Below are 21,129 nucleotides of genomic sequence, written 5' to 3'. Positions count from 1 at the left end.
AAGGGCGAACGCACGTATAAGGCCAATAAAACAGGCACAAAAAAAGCACTTAGTTTTACCTAAGTGCTTGATTCGACTAGCAAAAGAAATGGTGGGTGCTGAGGGGTTCGAACCCCCGACCTACGCCTTGTAAGGGATTATAATTACCCTATAAATCAAATAATTACACAATCAACCATTTAAAAAACCAGCCTGCAAGATAGCTGGTGGTCATTTACAACATTGGCAGCCTATTTTCCTTTTCTCTGCCAGGCGACGGTGCTCATGCTGAAATTATGGCGTGCTTGCAAAAACCTTTATTGAGCAAATATGGTAAAACTTTGTTCTGTGACAAACAAAAAGAGATTAACCATGGAAACGCTCAAATATTTAGGTCTTGTCTTGCCGACGATCTTCAGTTCGGCTCTAATCATGTTCCTCCTAACTGTCGTGGCCATCACAATCTGGCACTTCATGATGTGGGATAACAATAAGTTATTCTTGGCAATAGGAGTGATGCTAATTTTGCTCATAGCTTACTATCTCTGGCCTTGGCTGTCTTACGACCCTCGCGAGCAACTCTTTGCTGCTGAACGACTTACCAAGGAAGAAATCCTTAGCCGGTTTTTTGCAGGTACCGTCTCTGGAGCCATCGGAACAGTTTGCGGTTGGTTTACAGCAAATCGATTTCTGCAAGGTCGATCCTGGTAGCTGCGACAGAGGAAAAACTGGTTCTAACTGGAAATGATTGTCTCCGCAGCTAGGTCAAAGCAGCCCGTCTCTATGGCGGGCTTTTTTGCGTCCATGGCCTGTAACACCTGCCAAGCGGTTAAGTGCTAAATTACTGTTTTTTTATACAGTAATCAACCATGACTCGCCCTCCCCTCCAGCTCTCCCAGCTACGCGAAATACAAGATCGCAATCCGAGAAACGCTGACGTCAAAGCCCTACTCTGGGAGATACGCCGACTTCGCAATGTGGTCTGGCAGGTCTCGGAGAATCACAAAATAATCAGGAGGGAGTGGTCGCAAGAGGTCGGCAGTCGGTTTGTCGCCATTGAACAAACTCATATGCTGCTGCAAGATGAAGATGTCACCCATACAAACTCCATCTAAGGTGCTATATGTGTGGACGAATCAGGCAGGCCCGCGAGCCAGTTGACTATATAGAGCCGATGAACTGGAACCCACATGACCTCGGAAGGCTCACCGACGGTCTGAAATATAACGTGCCACCTGGCACCCGCCCTCTTGTCATGCATCAGCTTGGCGATCGCAGCGATCAAGTAGATAAGCTGTTCTGGTGCTGCCAGCCAGAGTGGCACAGACGCTCGTCAGTGGCCAAGCCAGACTAAACGCGTTTGAACGAAACCGGCCAAAAACGGTTAGCGCCTCAACTGAAGTGGATGCTCAACATCCAGGTTAAGAAAAAACCGGAACACTTTTTTCCACAGTGAACTGACAGTTAGGTTTTGCAAGCTGTTTTGTCGTGATTTGCGCATTAAACATAGGAGCTAGCTCGAATTTGAACCATACCATATTCTATGCCGTTACTATCCAAGTAATCTAGATAACCCTCGACGCAGCACTCTCCCATAACGCTATAGACTATCCCTCCAAATGGCTCAGACCTCACATAAATTGCATATAGAGCATCCATAGGTGTTAAAAAATTACAGCATTGGTCCCCATTAATCCGCGTCACAAGCCGTTCATACGAAATAGGGAAATATTGCCGAATAATTGGATAATACCTAGGTGAGGAAAGTAGGATTTGCTCGATGTCAAATTTATTAAAAATCTTGTATGGGCTTCCTGTTCTATTACATATACTCTCAACCGAGGCGCGGAATCCTTCGGTATAGGCTGATGAGAAAAAAAACATAAAGCCATTGCAGCCATGCTCAATTAATTTGTGTGGTTTTGCCCAATCTGTATTGACGCCAACAGAGGAGGCGCTGCCAGCAAAATGCTTACAACTGACCAGCCATCTATAGCCTTTTTGCGCAAATTTGCTTGGCTCTTCGCACACAATGTCTCGACCACTATCTGGCCCAATAGCTGGTGGAACGGGAATACTTAACCCCATTTCCTGAAGCAGATGCATGCAAAAATTCTCAAACGCATGGCTATCACTGATCTCTTGAAAATCTATTACCACTCCCGATCCTCTTTATAATGAATCCCAGCATAAACTTATCCACTGCGTCTATATTGTTGGCTAGCTTATGCAAGCTACTCTGAACACATTCTCCTTCGGTGGCCGCTTTATAACACAAGCAATGCAGATTTTGCGATGTAAGACTGCTTAAGCGTCCTCAAAAACCCATAAAATCCAACAAAACTCCCTATGGTTTCTAAAAAGGCAGGCGCACCAGCACTTAGGATCACACTGAAGGTTGCACACAATCCAAGTAGAGAAGCAGCGACCACTTGGTGTAGTGAAGCGCTCTTTCTCCACTGAGCTGTCCGCATACCGCCAAGAAGTGCCGCATCGGTACCAGTCAGCATTAGCTTTATCTCTGACACAACCGCGCCCAAGTCTCAGCCTCCGTTTCCACATAGCGCACCACTCGTACCGGCGTGGCGTCTATCTCGGCATCAGATCGCCACACAAACGGATGTTGGGCGGCGGCGCAGTAACTACCGCCCTTTAGTGCCGCGCATCCGCTGGCGAGCGAGATCGCGCACAGCATCATCATCCAGGCGCTCAATCGTTTCAGCTGCGTCACGTCCCACCTCCACAGCGGCCATGTCCGCCTTTGTTTGTTTCTGCTCTGCCTGAGCCCTGCCCTGACGCCGCCCGACCTGCAGCAGCGCCAGCGCGGCCAGGGCCAGGCCACCTAGCAGCCCCAGCCAGCCTGCCAGCTTAGAAAATAGCGCCTTAAACAATGGCCGCTCCTATCTTGATTGCCTCAGCCCCTGACGCGCCCAAGAAACGAGCGCGGTCTGCAGCACGACGGCGACGCAGGCCCAGCAGCACCTTGCCGCCTGATTTGTTCCAGCGCGGGAATTGCTCAGCAGCACCGGCCTGGTCGCCGGCATTGAACAAGCGGACCAGCGTGGAACCTTGAAATGCTTCCACGCCGATGTTGTATGCAAGGTCCACCATGGCATCGAGCTGCGCCTGATTTGCTGGACGAGTCAGCACGTTCAGAACACCAGGCACGAACTCGCGGGCCAGCCGACGCCTCAATCGCTCATCAGCCTCGGCCTGGGTGATGCGCAGGCCTTCCACCACGTCTGGACCAGTGTCACCCCAGCCGATGGTCCAGACTTTGCCGTCAGCATCCCAATAAGCTTCCAGCCGGCAGCTCTCGAAATACCGCAGGATGGCCAGGCCGTCGGCGGACATGCCCGTCGGTGAAGCCTTCTGTGGCTCTGGCGTGGCCTGCTCTGCTTTCTGTGGCCGAAAAAAAAGGGCCAGAAGGCCCGAGATCACTTCGATCAGCTTGTTCACTTACTTCCCCCTTGCTAGATCTTGAATTTCGCCAATTACTTCGGCGATATCGGCTTTGCGCCGCTTGTCGAAAAAGTTGAACGCCCAGCGCACCACCGCCCAGCCGGGCAGTCCGCAGGCAAACGCTAAGCCCAGCATGGCCACCAAACCTACCGGGTTGTTCGCCCAGTGGTGCAGCTCGTAGTGCTGGATCACCGCGGCACCGCCTGAGATCGAGGCCACCACCGTGCTGATCACCCCCACAATCCATTCGGACTGCGTGCGCGGCCGCAGAATACACATCACCACCAGCGTGGCCAAGCCCGCCCCGATGGCCCCCATTCCTGCTATTCCTCCCATCGCCTTCCAGACGGCCAAACCAGCCGCCGATGTTCCCGTGCTTGTCGGTTCCAAGTCCTTCCCCTTGTGTAATACGGTCGGCATGGCTGTCTCCCGTGAAGCGCTGCAAAAGCAGCAGACGTAAAAAAAGCCGCTTAGGCGGCTGGGTATTCCCACACGATTTGATCGACTGCCGCTTTATCCGGCGCCAGCTGGACATGCTCGGCCAGCGCCGCATTGTGCTGCATCAAACTCAGAATCCGAGCCTTGGCCTCTCGACCAACCTGCTGGATCTGTGTGGCGGTGTGCGGGCGCATGGCCCACTCCCCAGTGGAGTCCGCGCACCAGAACGGCGTTACCCAGTCTGCTGGCAGGTCGGCCAGTAGCGAATCGGTCACGCTACCGGCCAGGTTGAGCTGGTCGGTCTCTTTGCTCGGGTACAGATGCAGCTCACCCAGGGCGTCCGACTCGAAGCCAGCGGTAATCGCGGCGCGGCAGGCCGCGGACAGCGCGACTATTTTCGCGTCTTTGTGCGCCTGCAACTGCGCAGCGACTGTGACGAGTTTGTTGGTATCAATTTTGATGTTCATCGTCTGACTCTATGTAGCGGGTGTCGCCAAGCTCCAAGTCGGGCTCAGGCTCTGGGGTCGGTGGTGGAGGCGGTGGACTTTGAGCAGGGAGAGGCACAATGCCGTCCTCGACAATAACCACCGGCTCGGGGAAACAAGCTGCTGGGTCTGTTTGATCCGCTGCGATATGAAAAAGCAGGCCATCAATCAGAATTCCTGTTTCATCGCGAATGACAGACGCGCCGCCAAGTAACGGGTGCTCAATCGAGCCGGCTGGCAAATAATCTCCCGGGCGCATAAACGACAAATCCAGTGATTCGCTGTTCAGGCGCAGCGTCTGCCCCTGTCTTTCAACGACCAGAGTACGGACCTCGCCAATTGGAACTTGTGGCCGCAGATTCAGGGTCATCTTCATGCTTTCCACCTCCCTATAGCAATACAGCCAAATTTTGCCCAGTTATCGTTTTCCACTGAGCCAGTAACTTTGGTGAAGTACACCTCTCGGGTATAAGGCTCAACCAAAGGCGCAGAAGCAAAGCCTCCGTTATCCCCCTGGCCAGAGCAGGTCACAACAGGACTGGAATAGAACTCCAGGGGATACGTCCAGGTCTTTCGATTCCAGGCGATGCCTTGGAAAAGCTGTGTCCCATAGCAGATCTGTGTTCCATCGGCGAACCGCACCCAGGTGCCATTGGCGTTAGAGCCGACGGCTATCACAGAACCGGCCCCGACATCCCCTACGATGTTTTTGTCATGGACCAACTTGCAGGCGGGCCGGTATTCTTTCTTGCCTGAGACTCCACCGTTCAGAAAGAAGTCGTCCGTATACGGAATTGTGGACAACCGCAAGCCAGCGTTCTGGCTACTGCCGTATGGCATATCCAAAAAGAACTGGCCGCCACCCCAAGCGGGAACAGGGCTCGACTGGTAATACCATCCGAACGGATTAACGCCATCCCGGCCGTTGGGGGGAGCAACTGTGCCTGCGCCCAGGCCAAACACGCCTTGACGAAGAACAGGGTCCCATCCTCCCCAGCCGCCGCTAGTGCGTCCTCGGATTAGAAGGCCACCAGTCGTAACGATGAACAATTGAGCCCCGGCGCTACCGGCCTGCCGGTGCCACACGATGCCTGCGGCGGCACCGGGCGGCTTACCAGCAATCGTGCTGTTTACGTAGTACATGCCCGCAGGCACTCCGGTGTCATCCAGCGAGGCAGAAGGCCAGAGGTCGTAATTGTCTAGCGCCCCGGTGCTGCCCAAACCGAATGATTTCCCTGTTACCAGAATCTTCTCGCGGGTCGGGTCGTTGGGCGACGCTTGCAAATCAGCCGCTTTCAAAACCATGGCCCACTCTTGCTGGGAGAGCAGCAGTAGTGCGGCCACACGGTCCGCCAATTCTTTGACGTACCCCTGCATCGGTGCCAGTGCATACCTCTGGCCAGTTGCCGACGCGCCAAGATAAGGCATAGTCAGTGTCAAGGAAGTGTCGGATGCGATATTCAACACCTCGTACAAGCGCCCGTCCGGCGCCACAAACGCTTCGCCTTGCCGGGCCGCGGCCAGCCACTGTGTACCTGTGCCCGTCACTGTTGCGCTGTTTACAGTGACTTTTACCGTACCTGTGCTATACCACGCCATTGCCGCTCCCCTGCTCGTGCGGCTGCTCACCCTCGGGCCGAGGCTGAACGCCGGCCGCCAGAATGTCGATCAGGCTACGGATCATGCCAGCGGCGAGCTCCGGAGTGATGCGGTTGCCCATATTGTTCTCAAAAACCTGCGCGATCGATTTGTGAACGCTCATATCTCTGTCCATAAAAAAAGCCGCTTTTAAGCGGCTGGATATTTCTCTTTGACGGCCCGGCATTGAGCCACCCATTTATCAACATCTGGCGGTAGTCGCTGGCCTTGCTCCTGCAAATGCCGGGCCAGCTTGTAGACCGCATCGAGCTGATCCCCGATATCCGGATACTCCCGTTGCCGGCGTTCTGCGTGGTTATTCGGCTGGTGGTGGATTTTCAATGGTGTAACTCCCATCCAAATACGGCCAGCGCGTGACCGTGATTTCGTACGTTCCGGAGAACTGAAACGACAGCTCCACGTCCCCGCCCTCTGCGCACTCGTACTGCTGGCCTTCGATAATGATGGTGCTGCCTGGGCGAACCCCGCGCAGCACCAAGCCCTCTGCCACGACCGGGCAGGCCGGACGTTGACGCGCCTGGCCACCGTAAAACCACCAGGAGTCGTCCAACGCTCCCGGCGCATGGCCGCCTTCCCAACGCGCCAGAAATGGCGCAATCACAAGATCTGGAGGCCCTTGGAGCGTCTGTATAAATCTTCCGTCTCGAAACAAAGAAACTGTGTTTTTCATATTTACCTCATGAATGCTTCGATGCGGATTGCGGCAGCGCCCACCCATTTCCCTGATAATGAGCTAATAATCGGGGACCGCTGTCGGATCGAAAACTGCTGCCAGCCAGCAGGAACCCAGCCTTTGAACACAACCACCCCGGGCGCTGTCATCGAGTTATCAAAATCACTCACTGTTCTAAACGCAGCAACGTCGTAACCGCCCGTGTCGTATACCAGCTCATGCCCTGTATCCGCGAGCGTGCCGGGCTGAGTATTGGTCAGCCCTTCAACTGTTGCCGTAACAACAACATCGGCACCGTGCATCAGCGCGAGCCCTACTGCGACGGATCGGAACGTGCTACCCGCCGCCAACTCACCAGCGCCTGCCGTTGCATATGCAGTTACAGAGACTGAATTTCCGGCAAGCCGCAGCGTATCGACCTCCGCATGCCCAATATGGGCGGTTTTAATCGCGGCATTTTGAATCTTTGCGCTGGTAATAGCCGCATCCTGGATCTTGGCAGCATTGATTGCAGCGTCCTGGATCTTGGCGCGCGAGATAGCCGCATTAGCAATCTTGGCTTCCGTGATCGACGCAAAGCCAATCAATGCCGTATTTAGAATGCTGGTCCCACCCTGCACCGAAAACACCGTAACTGGATCACCATTGGTCGCGTGCATGACCGCAAAACGGTCAGCCAGCACAGCGAACGTAGACTGCATCACGCCGGACTCATTCGTCAGGTCCAGTCCCACGCCTGCGACGTATTGCACGCCGTTTGCGTTGGCCTGCAGCTTGATGCCCCAGGATGCGGAGATTTTGCCATCCAGCTCGACCAGAGACCGCATGATCTCCTCAACGGCGGCAGAGTCCTGTCCGATCACAGCTGTCAGGGTAGTGATCGACTCTGCCAGGGCACGGTTCTCGTCAGCCTGCACGCTCTTGAACTCGGACAGCGCCGCCTGGGTTTGCCATTGGTTAAGGACACGCTCAAGCTCAGCATTCTCATCAGGTGCTTGGCGCTTGATGTCAGCGGACAGGATCAGCTGATTGCTGGCCATTGCATCCTGCCGGCCCTCAACATCAGTGACGCGTGATTTGGTGTCGTTCAGCGCACCGGCTGTAGCGGCTACCCCAGTGCTGGGGTCATTGACCGTATTCTGCAGGGCAGTGACGGCCTGACCCTGGCTGGCTAACCCGCCCTCAGCCTGCTCCACCCGAGTGGTCAGCGCGTTGACCGCCGACGCATCGGCCTTTTGATTCGCCGTCGCCTGTGCGGCGTCAGCGGCAGCCTTTGCGGCAACTGCAGCCGATGCTGCGTCCGATGCCGCTTTATCGGTCACCGCCACCCACGCCGAGCCATTCCAGCGCTTAGGCGTATTCGCATTGCCCGCGGTATCGATCCACAGGTTTTGAGCCAGGCGCTTAGCGGCGGGCGGGGCCGTGCTGCCGAAAATCACTTCGCCCTTAGCGCCAGCCGCATCCGCTGCAGCGGCAGCAGCTTGCTGAGCAGCGACCGCCTTGGCATCGGCATTCGTGACGCTCGTGCCCAGCTGCGTGATGCTGCTGGCTTGGCTATCCAGGCGGCCCTCTGTCGCAGTAACCCGCGTCGTCAGGGACTGGACCGCTGTGGCCAAACCGCGCTGAGCCTGATCCAACCCATCGACCCGACTGGACAGCGCGGTTGTGGACTCAGATAGCGACTGCAGTCCATCCTGCAGTTGGCCAACCTGAGTGCGCATGGACTGCACTAACGACCCCAGAGCGCCCAGGCCCGTGTCAGGGTCATCAATCTTGCCAGCCACCGCGCTGATCTGCTCGGCGTTGGCCTGAATCAGGCCCTCGGCATTTTCCACCCGGCTGATCGTCTCTTGTGACTGAATCGCCAAGGCCGCTAAACCGTCCGTGATCGACGCGTAGTCCCCAATCAACTCCCAGTACGCTGCATCAGTGACTGGCTTGCCTGCTGGAACTGCCTTCTTTGCCCGGTACATTTTGCCGTCAGCAAACACCACCGCACCCACGGCATAGGCGTCGCCGACATTCCACTCGCCAGCGCTAAGCAGCTCCTCAACCTGACTGTTGACCTCATCCACACGCTGATTTAACTCGCCCAGTTCAAGCGTCAGACCTCCGACTGCCTCCTTGATGCTCGGGATCTCGCGGATATTGCCCATTAGCAAGTCACCCATCCCGCCAGCCACGATCTCCTCAGTGATCAGCTTGTTGTAATCGCTGGCCACCTGACTGGGGACGCCGCGCACGCCGGGTGCAGATTCCGCTGGGTACCACGGACCCTGCGTCCCATTCTTGTCGATCAACCGCGCCCAAAAGAAATGCTGCGTGGTGATCGCCAGGCCTGTCTGCTCGAACGAGTCCGAGGGATACGCGAAACTGCCAGCCGGCAACGAATCAGCAAACTCCTGCGTAGGGCTATAGCGGATCTCGGTACGCTCGATGATGTTAGGGCCAGTAGGAAAGCCCCAGCTCAGTCGGATACCCCACGGGATTGAGGCGGTGATCAAATGGGGGACTGGTTGCGGCGCCGACACCTCACCATTCAGTTGCGTCAGCGCGGACGTGGCCCACAGGCTGGATACATCCAGCACGTTGATGGCGCGCACACGCGCAACGTAGCCGCCGGCGTAGATGTTGGGCACCTCCACACTGGTCGAGCCGGTGCGGGACATGCTTACCCATTCCGAGTTATCCCGGCGCCATTGCACCTCATAGGCCACAGCATTGGCGGCCGCATCCCATGAAATGACCGCATTGTGCCGGGCCTGGCCCTGAGCCAGAACGTGGTACGAGGTGATCACTACATTGGCTGGTAAACCCTGTACTGGAGGCGGCACCACGCTGATGGGTGGCGTCTCAACTCGGGTTTCGTAATCAATGGCCGCGTGTTTGCCGTCCACATACTGCAGTGCGGTGATGGTGTGCTGCAGGCCGGCACCCTCGCTCACCGTCAGCACGCGGTATTTTTGCGTAGCCAGATCCGGCGCACTGATCGACCAAGCGGCCTCACTTTGCGGCGCCTGGCTGAACGGCGTAGCCACAGGAATCACCTGCAGTTCGGCGCCCTGCCCCACACTGGCTGCCACGACACGCGTCTGCGAAACGCCGCTGGGCAGCACCACAGTCAGCCGATCGCCAGCAGATACGCGTGTCGGCGCATCCAGCGTCACGGCATTAGTAGTTGCAGACTTAATCAGCCCGCCAATACGGCGGCCAGCCAAATGGGCATCGGCAATTTCAATCACTTGCCCAGGCTGGGCGAGTGTGCCCGATAAGCCCACTGCAAATGTCACGCTCTCGGTTTCCATCCGCGACGTAAACAGCGCACTGCGCCCGATACGTTGCGCTTGGCCCTGTGATGTACAACCGAATGCGGTCAGTTCGACTTGGCGCACACCGTAACGAGCGATACCCTCGGGGTCCTCAACCACCTCCACCTTGGCTCGCCCCATGTCCGTCTCGTCGTTCCAGGACACAAGAGCGACGGTGTAGCGGGTTTTCAGGCCTGAACCAGTGTAATTAAACTGCCCGTCCACTACGTTGGCGTTCGAGTAGGTATAGACGGCATCGCGAGGCATATCAGCAACAGCCAGTACCGAACCATGGGCGTAGTAAGCCATCCCTCGGAAGACAGACGCCAGATCCTGCAGCACCTTCCAGGCCTCGGCCTTGTCCTGCAGGTACACGTTGCACGAAAAGCGCGGCTCGGTACCACCTTTGCCATCTGGAACCAGCTCATCACAATACCGGGCAATCTGATAAAGCGCCCAGCGGTCAACCCAGCCGGCGGGCAGCAGCCGGCCTAAGCCGTCGCAGGCGTTCGTAGCGAGATCGTAAAACACCCAGGCAGGGTTGTCTGTCCACGACATTTTGAACGTACCGTCCCAGGTCCCCGCGTAGGAGCGCGTCCAGGCGTCGTAATTGCTGGGCACTCGCACCACGCGCAGGTACAGGTGATACGCACGCGTCGGGATCGACTGAAACTGCTTGGCGTTGACGCGAATCCCCACGCACGCCGACATCGGCCGGCGCAGTTTGGCGTCGGTCACCTCCGTGATGGAGTCCACATAGGTCACATCACTAATGGTGGAGTTACTGCTGTTGGGTGTCAGGCGGCGCACGCGTATGGACCAACCGGTACTTGCGCGCGGCAGGTCAATCCGGTGCGAGCGAGAGTATTGCTGCGTGGTTTTGCCGTCGAAAGCGCCGCGCAGCACCTCGGCAAAGGCGGAGCCGTCAGTGGACAGCTCAATCGCATACTCGACGCGATAGCCGGTTATGTCGCCGGTCTCCGTCGATTGCTGCTTCAGGCCGCGCACGGACAGACCCACGCGTACACCGGAGATGTGCACGTTCTGGATGGCGCGTGTGAACGGCTGGTCCGAGCGCAGCTCTACATTCACGGCAGTAGAGGACTCAGCAGCGGGGAAGCCTGGAATATAGCGCTGGTCCTGCGTGCCAGCACGAAACTCCAGCTGCACGTCTTGAAAATTCAGCGATCCGTCTTCGTTTTGTATGGGCGTGTTGTCCAGGTAGACCGAGCGCAACGGATTGTTCTGATCCACAAAACCATGAATGGGCCCGGCGCTAACCAAGTCAATCACAGACGCATAGGCGATGGAATGCAGATTGTCCTGGTCTTCGGTAGGCGTGCGAGTGGACCCGCCACCGCCCTTCCCGCCCTTGTACCCTTGAATGCTGTAGCCGCCAGATACAGAAACGACGCCCTCTGGCGCCGCAATGTTGTAGTCGAGAAGCCGCATTACATCTGATCCTCTGAGTAAATTCCTGCCGACACCACGGCGCTACCAACGATTTTTTTGCCGTAGCCGAGCGGCACGGGGTTGCCCTGGGCGGTCGTATTCACTGGGCCGTTGAAGTTGTAGCTCGCGCCGTTCTCAGGTCGGTCTGCCGTGCTCAGCCCCTGCTGAGTGGGGGCCATCATCTGGAACACGCCACCGATTGCCATGCCGGCACCTGCAGCCAAGACGCCCATGGCTATAGCAGTTGACCAGCCTAACGGGTTCCACCAGGCCACGGCCACCAGCGCCACTCCCAGCACGGTCTGGAACAACCCACCACGCTTAGCACCACGAATAACCGGTGCAATCCTAATCTCGTCCTGACCAGCGGGCGCCTGCAGGGTTTCCTCGTTGATGTTGGTCTTGGCCAAGAAGCATGCATAGGACACGCCCCGGTCGCCCGAGGTCATCATTTCCCGCTCAAACCCGGGAAACAGCACACACAACGCACGGATAGCCTCCGCTACCGAGTTCACGGCCAGACGATGTACGCGCCCGAAGCGAGCGCCTAACTTCCCGTACAAGCGCACAGTGCGCAGCTCGTCATCAATATCAGTAGCGACAATCACAGCAGCTCCTTGTGTCGAATGATTTTGCGAGTGATTTGGGACCAGTACCCACCGTACGGAATGCGCTCGGACAGGTACCCATAGGCGTGGTGCAGCATGGCGTCGGGCACCGGGTGGGCGTGGGGCGCCTCAGCCAGCGGAACATTGCCCAGAAAGACGGCCGCATGGTTCACGCGATCGCTGCGCAACTGCATCAGGATCACATCGCCCGCCCGCGGCCCATCGTCCACCTCAACAAAGCCCGCTGCGGCGAAGTTATCCAGGTACAGCTCTTGTTCCCCCTCCCACCAACCGTCCTCACGCTCGAAATCCGGCAGTTCAATGCCATGCTCGCGCCGGTAGTAGTCCTGCACCAGGGTGTAGCAGTCCAGTACACCGTGGTAGAACTGGCGGCCGATCAGCGGCGCCTGGTAGCTCTCTGGACAGAACGATTCGATACCGACCACCTGTGGTGCGGCCTCACCAGGCATGACCGACACAATCAGCCACTCCAGCGGTTTGAAATGCTCGGCCATGGCTTCACACGCGACCCGGTCCGCCTGACTGGGGGTGGCAGGCATATTCGGATGGGAGTGCACGAATGCGATGACGTCGCCCAGTTGCTCAGCGGCTGCCCAATCTTCCGGACGCGTGGCGAAATAGTCTTCCGGCTTTGCTGCCGCATTCACACCCGGCATATACATCTCGCGCCGGCCGGTAGCCACTACAAAGCCGACGGCCTCGCGCGGATATTCAGCCAGAGCGTGAGCCTTGATCGCATCAATGGTTTTTTTCTGCATACGTCACCCATAAAAAAACCGCCCAAAGGCGGCTATCTGAGTCGGTCAGCGGCAGGTTCGCCGCCAAAGTTAATTTCTGCCTCCGTCGGCGTACAGCCCTGCTGGGCAGCGAAGCGAATCTGGCAGCTACGCACAAAGCCGGGGCACCGATCAAGTGCAGGATCACTGACCGGGTTATCGTTCTTATCGAACATTGCAGACCCTGTGTAACCGCAGTAAGGCCCTCGGTAGCCCCCTATTCGGGTCCAAGCGCACTGTGTTGTGATCTGGCGTGCTGGCAACTGCTGACCTTGAAAGTCCAAGGGACTGGACAGCTCAAACTCCACAATCTCCGCATTGCTAGAAGTGCGCTGCTCGATCAGCCAGACCTCATCTGGAAAGGCCTGAGTCGGGTCGGCTGTTGAATTGCCGGCTTCGAAGTTGGCCGCATCCAGATACTTGGCCAGGGTCCGGCGCCGGATGAACCTCGCACCTACCAGATCGCCGTACATGCGACACATGGCGGAGATCACGCCAGGAATGCGTTTGCCCTGAGAGTCCAGACCGATGTTTCCTACGCGCACCGTCGGTGCAGGCTGTCGGCCCTCGCCTACCCGCTGAAATCCCGTCGCCTCGATGGCCCATGGCTCGTAACGTTTGCCCTGCCACCAGATCGGCTCGTCCTGCGGGTAACCATGAAAGCGTAAGGTACCCGCCCCTATATCCTCAGCATCCAGCTCGAAGACCTGAACAATCGCGCCGGGCTCGAGTTTTTGAATTTCGCTGTTGATCATCATGGCCGAAATCCTCGCTCAAACGTGGCCGACAGTCGCCAGGCCTGGCCGCCCCCATGAGGCCTGGAATAGGCCTTGCACTTGACCACAATGGCCGTGCTCTGCCCTGGCGGCGTCCAAAGAAAGGAACGCCAGCCGCCATGGCTGTCTAAAAAACCTTGTATTTCCTTGATCCGCTCCTCGCGCCCGAAAAACGTCAGAGGCCAGGTCGACTCACGGGTATTGAGTCCATCTCCGGCATTCTGTTCATAGCCATCACCAAACTTGGCAGACAACACGCGAAACTGTACCTCCTCGGCCACGTTCTGCTGCTCCGGGGCCCAGGCGAATGTTTCCATCATCGTGAGTACCCATTTTGTCGATTCCACAACAAACCACCCTGGCGCATCTCGCGCACAAGAGCCTGCTGGACATAGCCGCCTACCACCTCAGCCAATTGCCGCCCCTGTTGTGCGCCAGCCCCGTCAACCTGGGTCCGAGCGGTGCCGTCGTTGGCGATATTGACCTCGACGTTGATCTGGATCGGCTGGCCGCCGCCCCCGGCACCAGCGGGCACCGTATTGGCTTTCTTGAGATAGGAGGTCAGATCACTGTTCTGGCGGGGGCTTAGCACGCGTTCGCCCTTGTCCAGCAGCCAGGTGCCCTCGCGCGGGATCTGGTCGATTCCGCTGTGGGCCATGCCACTTAACGATGTAGCGGCCATTATGCCGACCGAGGTATAGCCAAGAATGCGCATTTTTTCAGCGATAGGTGTTCCCAGAATCGGGCCCAGCTCTGCGCGTGCGCGAGTCGCTGCTGCTTCTGTATTAATAATCGCTTGTGCAATACCAGCCGCTTTGCTCGCTACAAACATTGCTTTATAGGCAAGACTACCCTCATGTCCTAAACCTTTCAGCATTGCAGCCGCATCGCCTGTAACGGACGCGAAGTTAGCTAACGTTGCTGAGCGCCAAGCGTCTGCTAGCCCCTCTTGCTGCTTGTTATAGTCTTGATTGATCTTCAAGACTGCCGATGCATAAGCTTGCTCATTGCCCTCTTTAGTTTTCAAATACTCTTGATGCTTTTGGATTTCGTCAGCGCGCCACTTATCCAACTCTGCCCGAGCCTGGGCAAGGCGGATTAGCTCGCCAGAGGCACCACCAACACTGGCATCTACTCCATCGAACTTCGGCGCAACACTGATATTGCTCGTGACCAACTTGTTCAGCGAGGCTTGATATTGCTCTGCGCTTAAGCCCGCTTCGCGCAAAACTTTTATCCGCTCTTTAAATTGATCGTTGGTTCGCTCTTCTTCCGTACGAAGATCCAGCATCAAGGACTTATAAGCCTCCTGGGCAGCTTTCGTTTTTTCAAAAGCCTCTTTAGTCGCCAACAAAGAGTCAGCCATTTTTAGCTGCTCTGGTGTCGCACCAGCGACGCGCAACTGATAGCGCTGCATCTCGCTCTCGGACATACCAAGAACAGCCACTTGATCGCGAAGTGTTTGCAGCAGACGGGCGGACTCCTTAGCTGCGTTTGCGCCACCTTTAGTGCTATCGCTAGGATTGGTGTTGGCATAGATATTCTTGATCTGTGCTTCTGCTTCCTTGCTAACAGCAATCGCAGCCTCAGCCTGAGAAAAGCCTTGCAGCATATTCTGCAAAATACCGCTTGCCACATCACCCGACACCTCCCCACGCGCGAAGGCATTTGTTGCAGCGATAAGAGCCTGAGTCTTAATCGCCAGCAGCTCAACCTTCTGCCGCTCAATGTCTAAGGCTCGGATATTATTCTGAGCCGCTTCAATGGCCTTCTTGTCCTTATCATCAATAGCAGACTGAAGTTTTTTGAACGCATCAGTCTGAGCCGTGACGATGCCGGCCATTTCTTGCTGAAGTGAGTTCGCGCCAGCCTGAGCTGCTTCAAAAGCCCCTAACTGCTTGGCGTTCATGCCTATTACGTCACGCGCATCAGTCAACTTCTTCAGGTATTCATCCCACTTCTCTATCCCGAGCGCATCGTTGAGGCTATTCAAGCCACTCGCGCTTCCCTGCGCTGCAGTTCGAATCTCTTCATGCTTTTTGGCCAGGCGTTCTGCCACTGTCCCGTGTTTTTCTGCTCGATCATTGGCTTTTGCGAGGATGGAGGCCAGCTCATACCATCTATCAATTTTGGACTTATCTACAACTCCGGCCTCGGCGGCTTTACGCAGCGCAGGCTCCAGGCTTTCACCGGCATCATGCAGGCTCTCCAGCTCCCTGCGGAACTCGCGCCATTGCCCATGACTCCATGCCGATCCAAACTCGTTAACGCCTCTTGTTGTCGAACTCTGTAAGCGCTTCCAGGCATCAGTAGCCTCATCTGCTGCCTCGGCTTGTTTCTTAAGCTGTTCGTTAATCACTAACTGCCTAGATGCCGCATCAAGCGCCTGAAACTTCCTCACGGTTTCATCTAAAGGCTCTCCAATATCAATGAGGCTTTCTTTGGCTTCGTCCGTGCTTTTTGAGAATGCCAGCCATGCCGTCGCAGCTAAACCAGTTGCAAGGGTTATGGCTCCGATCGGACCACCAACCAAGCCGAGCATAGAGGTCCCTAGCGCCCTAGTGGCGGTCGCAACTGAAGCAGACGCCGCCGCAAGATTCCTTTCTGCATTTGCCAAAAGGGACGTGGCCACCAATTTTTCTTTTTCACTGACTGCCGCAGCCAGGGTCGCCCTAGCTTGCTCTACGCGGGCTACTGCTACTGAACGGGCTGCAAGGGCAGCAGCTCGGTCTGCATTAGCACCAGCAATTTTTGCTACTGTTAGCTTGCCCGTCTCTATTCGAGCCAGACCTGTTTTAACGGAGTACGCGGCTAAAGCAGCCCCGCCCACCACCAAGCCAGCATTCAAAACACCACTTAAGTTTTCACCCAGAAGCCCCAACCCCGACGCTAATGCGGCAGTGGCACCACTGGCCTCATTTTGCCAGCCAATGTACTCCCCAAAGGCAGTATTCAGATTCGTTAGGGCGTCGCGCACCGTAGTGGGCATACCCTCGACCTGCTTGATGACAGGCTCGTACGCTGACACTAATGCCTTAGCCATCATTTCGGCGGAGATTTTTCCTTCAACGCCCATTTGACGGATTTCCGCAGCTGTTTTTCCTGAGCTTTTAGCCAAATGCTCAACAATTGTGTCCGCTGTACTGTAGATCGTCATCCACGCCTGAGCGTCCACTCGGCCGCGTTGAAATGATTTGCCCAAGGCCTCCATTGCTGCGGCACCGCGCTCGGCATTGGCACCATTGACCACGAGCAGGCCCGAAAATGCATCAACGGCGTCGATGCTCTGGTCCAGGCTCAGCCCCATCTCGCGCAACACCGGGGAGAGCTGGATAAAGGCCTCACGCGTCTCGTTGATCGCTCGAAAAGTAGTTTGCGCAGATTGAGCCATCCGAGACTGAGCATGGTTGTACTCGTCCTGGGTTTCGGTTGCCATACGCATGCGGCTTGCGTATTGTCCCCACTCGTCAGCCATGTCGATCAACCGCATGGTAGAGACGCCGAGCAGCGCTGACTTCAAAACACGATTTATCGTGGCTGCCGAGGTGGCCGCCTGTTGCTCAGTCTTTGCCAGCTCTTTATTGAGGCCATCAACGCTCGCTGTAGTTGTGCGCGCCGCGCCACCGACCCCCACCAACCCACCGCTGACGCGGCGAGTTGATCCGACGACACGGATGCCGGCAGCTTCCATCGCGCCGAGCGCCTGCTCCAGCTCCTTGGCTTTCTGCTCGGCAGATCGGCTGTCAATCGTGATGGCCAGGCGGGATTCTTGCGCCATTCAATTTCTCCAGGCGAAAAAAAACCCCCTTCGAAAAGGGGGTCGAATTAATCAGTTAACAAACATCTAGGGGGCTTCAAGAAGGGGCCGCGCCTCATTTAGACAGCCGGAGTATGTTCCAGCGATTTGAGGATCTCGCAATCCCTCAAGGCCGTACCCAGTTCTGAATAGGCCGGTCGCCTCATCATTAGGCATGCCCTGAATCAGCGCGCTCAAATCCTTATCCTGCAATTTTGCCTCGTAGCCCAGCAAAAGCGCCTGGACTCGCTGGAAGCACATTTCGCCGTACTGCAGTGCCAGCCCTGCTTTTGCCTCCACCATTTCTCGAGCCAACGCCTCGGGGATCACTGGCTCTGCAGTAGCGCTGCCGACACCTAACATCAATAAAACAGCTGCAAATATACGCCTCATACCACCTCCACAAAGTCAATGCGGAGATCATAGCCAATCCCTCTACTGAGACCAAAGCACTGTTTTTTCCACCAGTTCCGAAATGTTCGACATCAATGCTATGGTCAAATGCAACAAGTAGATACAGGCGGGGATTACGTGGCATTCCGATTTAGCAAAAGCGTCAAGATAGCGCCAGGAATACGTCTCAACTTCAGCAAATCCGGAGTTAGCACATCCATCGGAAGGCGCGGCGCCACCGTAAACCTCAGCAAGCGCGGCACTCGCGTCACAGCCGGACTACCAGGCACTGGCATCTCTGCCTCAAAGCTCTACCGACGTCCAGCCAAAAGCGCCCCGCCAGCCCCTGCTACCAAGACAGAATGGGACACCGCAATGTTCGTGGGATTTCTACTTTCTGCCGGCATTGCCTATGCCTTTAGCGGCCTAAGGACTCCGATGATCATTGTCAGTATCGCGTGCCTGACAATTTTCATACTCTTGATGCGAAAATCTTGGACACGAGAAGCCATTGAAGCCCCAGACATAGCAGCCGCAATCTCTAGTCCGCAACCCACAACTAGCACATGGCAAGAACGCGCTGCCGCAGTCGGTGCATTGGTAGATCCTAGTCAGCCCGCCCCAACTCGCGCGACAAATAATCCACACCATCTGCTTCTATCTTCTCCGGCGTCACAAACAGACTATTTAGCTCTCGCCGCAGTTGCTCGCAGGCAAGCTGCAGAAGCAGAAAAGCAAGGAGATTTTGACGCGGCTTGGCGCGCCTGCCAGGATGAAAAAAGTCACTTCATGGCGCACGCATCCGCGCAGCAGTTCAGCGTCGAGAACACTCTCAGCCTAGATGCGACAGTGCACGAACGGATGGCAAATCTGCTGCGCAAAGAGAAACGGCACAATGAAGCCTTTGTGCACATCATTTACTGGGTTTCCGCACAACGGCATCGCCCAATAAAACGCCACACAGACAAATTTCGGGCTTACTACAATCGCGCTGATGCCATGTTTGTAGGACACGACGAAGCCTGGACCCTCACTTTAGGCGCACCTATACTCGATTTCCGGCAAGCACAACTACTCGTTCAACAGTGGCACCAACCTGCCGACCAAAAGTAAGCCCACAAAAAAATAGCCGCTGAAAAGCGGCTTTTTAAGTAATAAAGCAACAACCACCCAAAACCACCACACCTTTACATCCAAGACCCGCAAATTAAATACATAAATAAAATATACCGCGCTCTAAAAAAACGCAATAATTCAACACGAGAGGAGCGCATCAAAATTTAAAAAACAAATAGCACGATGGGCGTAAAGAACATACCACCTACAAAACTAATCATTAACAGTTAAATCCATAGGCTGAGTTATGGTAGCGGACAATAAATAGTCAATCAATTTCTTACCTGAAACTTCCAATGCACCTAAATTTTCGTTAATAACTGCATTCACCTTATCTTTTAGATTCTCACCAACCTCAACCACCCCATCAACAACAGGAAACCCAATAAATCCCGATGCATTTAAATAAAATTCAGCGGTATTCATATCAAGCGAAACCTCCACTAAGACATAGGATCTTCCTAAATTCGGAGTACTTAGCCCTCTTTTTCCAAAATGAACTTGAGCATCCCCTTGCCTATCTTCGCCCGAGCTTTCGGTTTTCCCACTCTTATGTTTATATATTATTTCTCTAAGAAACAATTTTGAGTTTTCTGGATCTATCCTCACTAGCTCACTCCTTCGCAGGGCAAATCCAAAGGTTTAATTTTATGTCTAAAATTAACTACCTCATTCTCCATCTGCGCAGAATCCTTTCCACTTAAGTCAATCTCAAAATAGTTAATATGAAAGACTAAGTTCTCAACACCAGCTTGCTGCCCTACCAACTTCCCTTGCTCATTCTCATCTTTTTTTTCTAAAAAACCAAAAAAACCACGCCACCTACTTGCTCTGAGCTTTAGAAAAACAGAAGCCACTATAGAGACCATGATAACCATTATGGAAAAAGAGGCTGTGATGAAAAAGAAAAAATTTTCCATCCCCTCACCTATTCAAAAGAAACAAAAAAACCGATAGCAAGATTAGCCATAACCAAAATCCAAGAAATTTGAAAAGCACGATCCTGGTTCTCAAAGCCAGCCATTGATAAAGCAAAAAAAACCGAGCACAAAATAAGACTAGTGACAGATGCCCAAAAAAGCACCTTCCTTCCCATCACATAACCGAAAAGCGTGTCTTTGTCATAGCTTTCAGACATTGATGTCACTGCTAGCAAGAAAGAGAATGCAATAAGATCAGAAATTGCTATGGCGTCCTTAATGATTGTGGGAGAAACAGCATTTCCAAGAAAACGCGCCCATAATGGAAACGAGCCCACCACCACTACAAGCACGATCCATTTAAAAACGCTGTCCCCATTGCTCCCAACGGTAGACGGGCTTTTTAAGTTCGTCATTTTAAATTCAAAGCGCCTTTCGTTTCGAACTTTACTCTCATAACAATCAAGCCTTAAGGTTGGCGTCTGTAACAATATTTTAGCTGATTGTAGTTAAAAGTCTGTGTAATGCATAGTCTTCTCGATCTTATCCGCTCTCCTTCGACCTAACAATCGCAAATACCGCCGCATCCAGCTCCCTCCTAGAAAGCGGCGTCCCATACGCCTCCACCACAGCAGTGATGTTTGCCGTGGTGAGAGGCAGCGGCACAGCCCCGCCTATCCCGACCGCCACACCCCGGCACCGATCAGCCGCGCAGTACACGCTGATGATGTGATCGGTGATCGGATCGGTAGGCGGCTCGTCGGGCACTTCAGCACCCAGGGCCGAATAGATCAGCTTTCGCTTTTGGCTTTGCCCGGCCCACTCTCTTTCCCACTGGAACCGGGCGACGGCTTTTCCACGGTTTCCTGAACCTCCTTCTGAGCGCCGGCCGCGACCTGGGCAGCAGTAGCAATCACCCACACGAACAGATCCGTGTTGCTGGCCAGGAGCTTGGCCGCGCCTTCGGCCGAGTAAGGCACCGCGCCGCCGGCGTCGTCTAGGATCTCACCCTTCCAGTCCTTGATGATGTAACGGCCCAGCAACTGGCATTGCACGTCATGCTCGCGCACGTCGTTGCCAGACACGTTGATGGCCGCCAGGCTTTGGCCCGCGTCCTCACGCGCGATCAGGCGGCGAGCACGTTCCAGGGCGATCTGATAGGCGTCGGTGTCCAGGCCCGCAAGCTTGAAGGAGACGTCTTCGTCGTAATCCTCCCAGCGCTCATGCGTGGCGGCCGGCTCTTGGCGGTTGATTCTCAAAGCCATGG

At 55.3% G+C, this 21,129-nt stretch carries 22 protein-coding genes and 1 pseudogene; 3 read left to right on the top strand and 20 right to left on the bottom strand.

From position 1 onward, the window contains the following. Window positions 1-351: 351 nt before the first annotated feature. The gene (locus V6936_RS03460; protein WP_336579419.1) at window positions 352-690 is read left to right on the top strand and encodes a hypothetical protein; all 339 of its coding nucleotides are present in this window, start codon (window positions 352-354) and stop codon (window positions 688-690) included. A gap of 789 nt (window positions 691-1,479) precedes the next feature. Here the strand turns inward: V6936_RS03460 and V6936_RS03455 are convergent. From V6936_RS03455 to V6936_RS03380, 16 genes are all read right to left on the bottom strand, one after another. Continuing rightward, on the bottom strand, window positions 1,480-2,139 hold the full coding sequence (locus tag V6936_RS03455; protein ID WP_336579418.1) for a restriction endonuclease: 660 nt from the start codon (window positions 2,137-2,139) through the stop codon (window positions 1,480-1,482). Window positions 2,140-2,621: 482 nt separating this feature from the next. Next, the gene (locus V6936_RS03450) at window positions 2,622-2,870 is read right to left on the bottom strand and encodes a hypothetical protein (protein ID WP_336579417.1); all 249 of its coding nucleotides are present in this window, start codon (window positions 2,868-2,870) and stop codon (window positions 2,622-2,624) included. Further along, window positions 2,863-3,438, bottom strand: a complete 576-nt coding sequence (locus V6936_RS03445) for a lysozyme (protein ID WP_336579416.1) — start codon at window positions 3,436-3,438, stop codon at window positions 2,863-2,865. The genes V6936_RS03450 and V6936_RS03445 overlap by 8 nt, the downstream gene beginning before the upstream one ends. Further along, window positions 3,439-3,831, bottom strand: coding sequence for a hypothetical protein (locus V6936_RS03440; protein WP_336579415.1), 393 nt, complete (start codon window positions 3,829-3,831; stop codon window positions 3,439-3,441). It abuts the gene before it with no gap. A gap of 80 nt (window positions 3,832-3,911) precedes the next feature. Further along, entirely contained in the window at window positions 3,912-4,346 is a 435-nt protein-coding gene (locus V6936_RS03435; RefSeq protein WP_336579414.1) for a DUF4376 domain-containing protein, read from the bottom strand. Continuing rightward, window positions 4,330-4,740 (bottom strand): hypothetical protein, encoded by a 411-nt coding sequence (locus V6936_RS03430; RefSeq protein WP_336579413.1) that lies wholly within the window; start codon window positions 4,738-4,740, stop codon window positions 4,330-4,332. Before V6936_RS03430 ends, V6936_RS03435 begins: the two co-directional genes overlap by 17 nt. Further along, window positions 4,737-5,963, bottom strand: a complete 1,227-nt coding sequence (locus V6936_RS03425; protein ID WP_336579412.1) for a phage tail protein — start codon at window positions 5,961-5,963, stop codon at window positions 4,737-4,739. The genes V6936_RS03430 and V6936_RS03425 overlap by 4 nt, the downstream gene beginning before the upstream one ends. Then, window positions 5,950-6,126, bottom strand: a complete 177-nt coding sequence (locus tag V6936_RS03420; protein ID WP_336579411.1) for a hypothetical protein — start codon at window positions 6,124-6,126, stop codon at window positions 5,950-5,952. The genes V6936_RS03425 and V6936_RS03420 overlap by 14 nt, the downstream gene beginning before the upstream one ends. 192 nt (window positions 6,127-6,318) lie before the next feature. Then, window positions 6,319-6,624: a hypothetical protein gene (locus tag V6936_RS03415; protein WP_336579410.1), complete on the bottom strand. Its 306-nt coding sequence runs from the start codon at window positions 6,622-6,624 to the stop codon at window positions 6,319-6,321. 71 nt (window positions 6,625-6,695) lie between these two features. Further along, window positions 6,696-11,456: a phage tail protein gene (locus tag V6936_RS03410; protein ID WP_336579409.1), complete on the bottom strand. Its 4,761-nt coding sequence runs from the start codon at window positions 11,454-11,456 to the stop codon at window positions 6,696-6,698. Then, complete coding sequence (locus V6936_RS03405; protein ID WP_336579408.1) at window positions 11,456-12,064, bottom strand: tail assembly protein; 609 nt, start codon at window positions 12,062-12,064, stop codon at window positions 11,456-11,458. Before V6936_RS03405 ends, V6936_RS03410 begins: the two co-directional genes overlap by 1 nt. Continuing rightward, window positions 12,061-12,843 carry a C40 family peptidase gene (locus V6936_RS03400; RefSeq protein WP_336579407.1) on the bottom strand — a complete coding sequence of 261 codons (783 nt, stop codon included), beginning with the start codon at window positions 12,841-12,843 and terminating at the stop codon, window positions 12,061-12,063. The genes V6936_RS03405 and V6936_RS03400 overlap by 4 nt, the downstream gene beginning before the upstream one ends. Window positions 12,844-12,875: 32 nt before the next feature. Beyond that, window positions 12,876-13,619, bottom strand: a complete 744-nt coding sequence (locus tag V6936_RS03395) for a phage minor tail protein L (protein WP_336579406.1) — start codon at window positions 13,617-13,619, stop codon at window positions 12,876-12,878. Further along, window positions 13,616-13,957 (bottom strand): phage tail protein, encoded by a 342-nt coding sequence (locus tag V6936_RS03390; protein WP_003800199.1) that lies wholly within the window; start codon window positions 13,955-13,957, stop codon window positions 13,616-13,618. Before V6936_RS03390 ends, V6936_RS03395 begins: the two co-directional genes overlap by 4 nt. Beyond that, window positions 13,954-17,415 (bottom strand): tape measure protein, encoded by a 3,462-nt coding sequence (locus V6936_RS03385; protein ID WP_336579405.1) that lies wholly within the window; start codon window positions 17,413-17,415, stop codon window positions 13,954-13,956. Before V6936_RS03385 ends, V6936_RS03390 begins: the two co-directional genes overlap by 4 nt. 66 nt (window positions 17,416-17,481) lie before the next feature. Next, window positions 17,482-17,826, bottom strand: a complete 345-nt coding sequence (locus V6936_RS03380; RefSeq protein WP_336579404.1) for a hypothetical protein — start codon at window positions 17,824-17,826, stop codon at window positions 17,482-17,484. 108 nt (window positions 17,827-17,934) lie between these two features. On the opposite strand from V6936_RS03380, the pseudogene V6936_RS03375 reads away from it, so the two are divergent. Together V6936_RS03375 and V6936_RS03370 are read left to right on the top strand one after the other, a co-directional pair. Beyond that, window positions 17,935-18,114, top strand: a pseudogene (locus tag V6936_RS03375) (DUF4236 domain-containing protein); the annotation flags it as partial. 87 nt (window positions 18,115-18,201) lie between these two features. Beyond that, on the top strand, window positions 18,202-18,939 hold the full coding sequence (locus V6936_RS03370; RefSeq protein ID WP_336579709.1) for a hypothetical protein: 738 nt from the start codon (window positions 18,202-18,204) through the stop codon (window positions 18,937-18,939). Between the two features lie 216 nt (window positions 18,940-19,155). On the opposite strand, the gene V6936_RS03365 is transcribed toward V6936_RS03370, so the two are convergent. From V6936_RS03365 to V6936_RS03350, 4 genes are all read right to left on the bottom strand, one after another. Continuing rightward, a complete protein-coding gene (locus V6936_RS03365) occupies window positions 19,156-19,551 on the bottom strand; it encodes a hypothetical protein (RefSeq protein WP_336579403.1) in 396 nt (131 codons plus the stop codon). Next, window positions 19,551-19,862 (bottom strand): hypothetical protein, encoded by a 312-nt coding sequence (locus V6936_RS03360; RefSeq protein WP_336579402.1) that lies wholly within the window; start codon window positions 19,860-19,862, stop codon window positions 19,551-19,553. The genes V6936_RS03365 and V6936_RS03360 overlap by 1 nt, the downstream gene beginning before the upstream one ends. An 8-nt stretch (window positions 19,863-19,870) precedes the next feature. Further along, entirely contained in the window at window positions 19,871-20,278 is a 408-nt protein-coding gene (locus V6936_RS03355; RefSeq protein WP_336579401.1) for a hypothetical protein, read from the bottom strand. A 375-nt stretch (window positions 20,279-20,653) separates the two neighbouring features. Further along, entirely contained in the window at window positions 20,654-21,127 is a 474-nt protein-coding gene (locus V6936_RS03350) for a hypothetical protein (RefSeq protein WP_336579400.1), read from the bottom strand. Between the last annotated feature and the right edge of the window lie 2 nt (window positions 21,128-21,129).

This window comes from Alcaligenes sp. CHO6 (genome assembly GCF_037120595.1).
GTDB lineage: Bacteria > Pseudomonadota > Gammaproteobacteria > Burkholderiales > Burkholderiaceae_B > Alcaligenes > Alcaligenes ammonioxydans.
The sequence above is the reverse complement of the archived record's forward strand: the minus strand, read 5'-3'. Positions and strand labels throughout refer to the sequence as shown.

Coding starts and splice junctions, on each gene's coding strand:
- V6936_RS03460 (WP_336579419.1), top strand. CDS start 352: ATGGAAACGCTCAAATATTTAGGTCTTGTCTTGCCGACGATCTTCAGT.
- V6936_RS03435 (WP_336579414.1), bottom strand. CDS start 4,346: ATGAACATCAAAATTGATACCAACAAACTCGTCACAGTCGCTGCGCAG.
- V6936_RS03430 (WP_336579413.1), bottom strand. CDS start 4,740: ATGAAGATGACCCTGAATCTGCGGCCACAAGTTCCAATTGGCGAGGTC.
- V6936_RS03425 (WP_336579412.1), bottom strand. CDS start 5,963: ATGGCGTGGTATAGCACAGGTACGGTAAAAGTCACTGTAAACAGCGCA.
- V6936_RS03420 (WP_336579411.1), bottom strand. CDS start 6,126: ATGAGCGTTCACAAATCGATCGCGCAGGTTTTTGAGAACAATATGGGC.
- V6936_RS03410 (WP_336579409.1), bottom strand. CDS start 11,456: ATGCGGCTTCTCGACTACAACATTGCGGCGCCAGAGGGCGTCGTTTCT.
- V6936_RS03400 (WP_336579407.1), bottom strand. CDS start 12,843: ATGCAGAAAAAAACCATTGATGCGATCAAGGCTCACGCTCTGGCTGAA.
- V6936_RS03395 (WP_336579406.1), bottom strand. CDS start 13,619: ATGATGATCAACAGCGAAATTCAAAAACTCGAGCCCGGCGCGATTGTT.
- V6936_RS03390 (WP_003800199.1), bottom strand. CDS start 13,957: ATGATGGAAACATTCGCCTGGGCCCCGGAGCAGCAGAACGTGGCCGAG.
- V6936_RS03385 (WP_336579405.1), bottom strand. CDS start 17,415: ATGGCGCAAGAATCCCGCCTGGCCATCACGATTGACAGCCGATCTGCC.
- V6936_RS03380 (WP_336579404.1), bottom strand. CDS start 17,826: ATGAGGCGTATATTTGCAGCTGTTTTATTGATGTTAGGTGTCGGCAGC.
- V6936_RS03370 (WP_336579709.1), top strand. CDS start 18,202: ATGTTCGTGGGATTTCTACTTTCTGCCGGCATTGCCTATGCCTTTAGC.
- V6936_RS03360 (WP_336579402.1), bottom strand. CDS start 19,862: ATGGAAAATTTTTTCTTTTTCATCACAGCCTCTTTTTCCATAATGGTT.
- V6936_RS03355 (WP_336579401.1), bottom strand. CDS start 20,278: ATGACGAACTTAAAAAGCCCGTCTACCGTTGGGAGCAATGGGGACAGC.
- V6936_RS03350 (WP_336579400.1), bottom strand. CDS start 21,127: ATGGCTTTGAGAATCAACCGCCAAGAGCCGGCCGCCACGCATGAGCGC.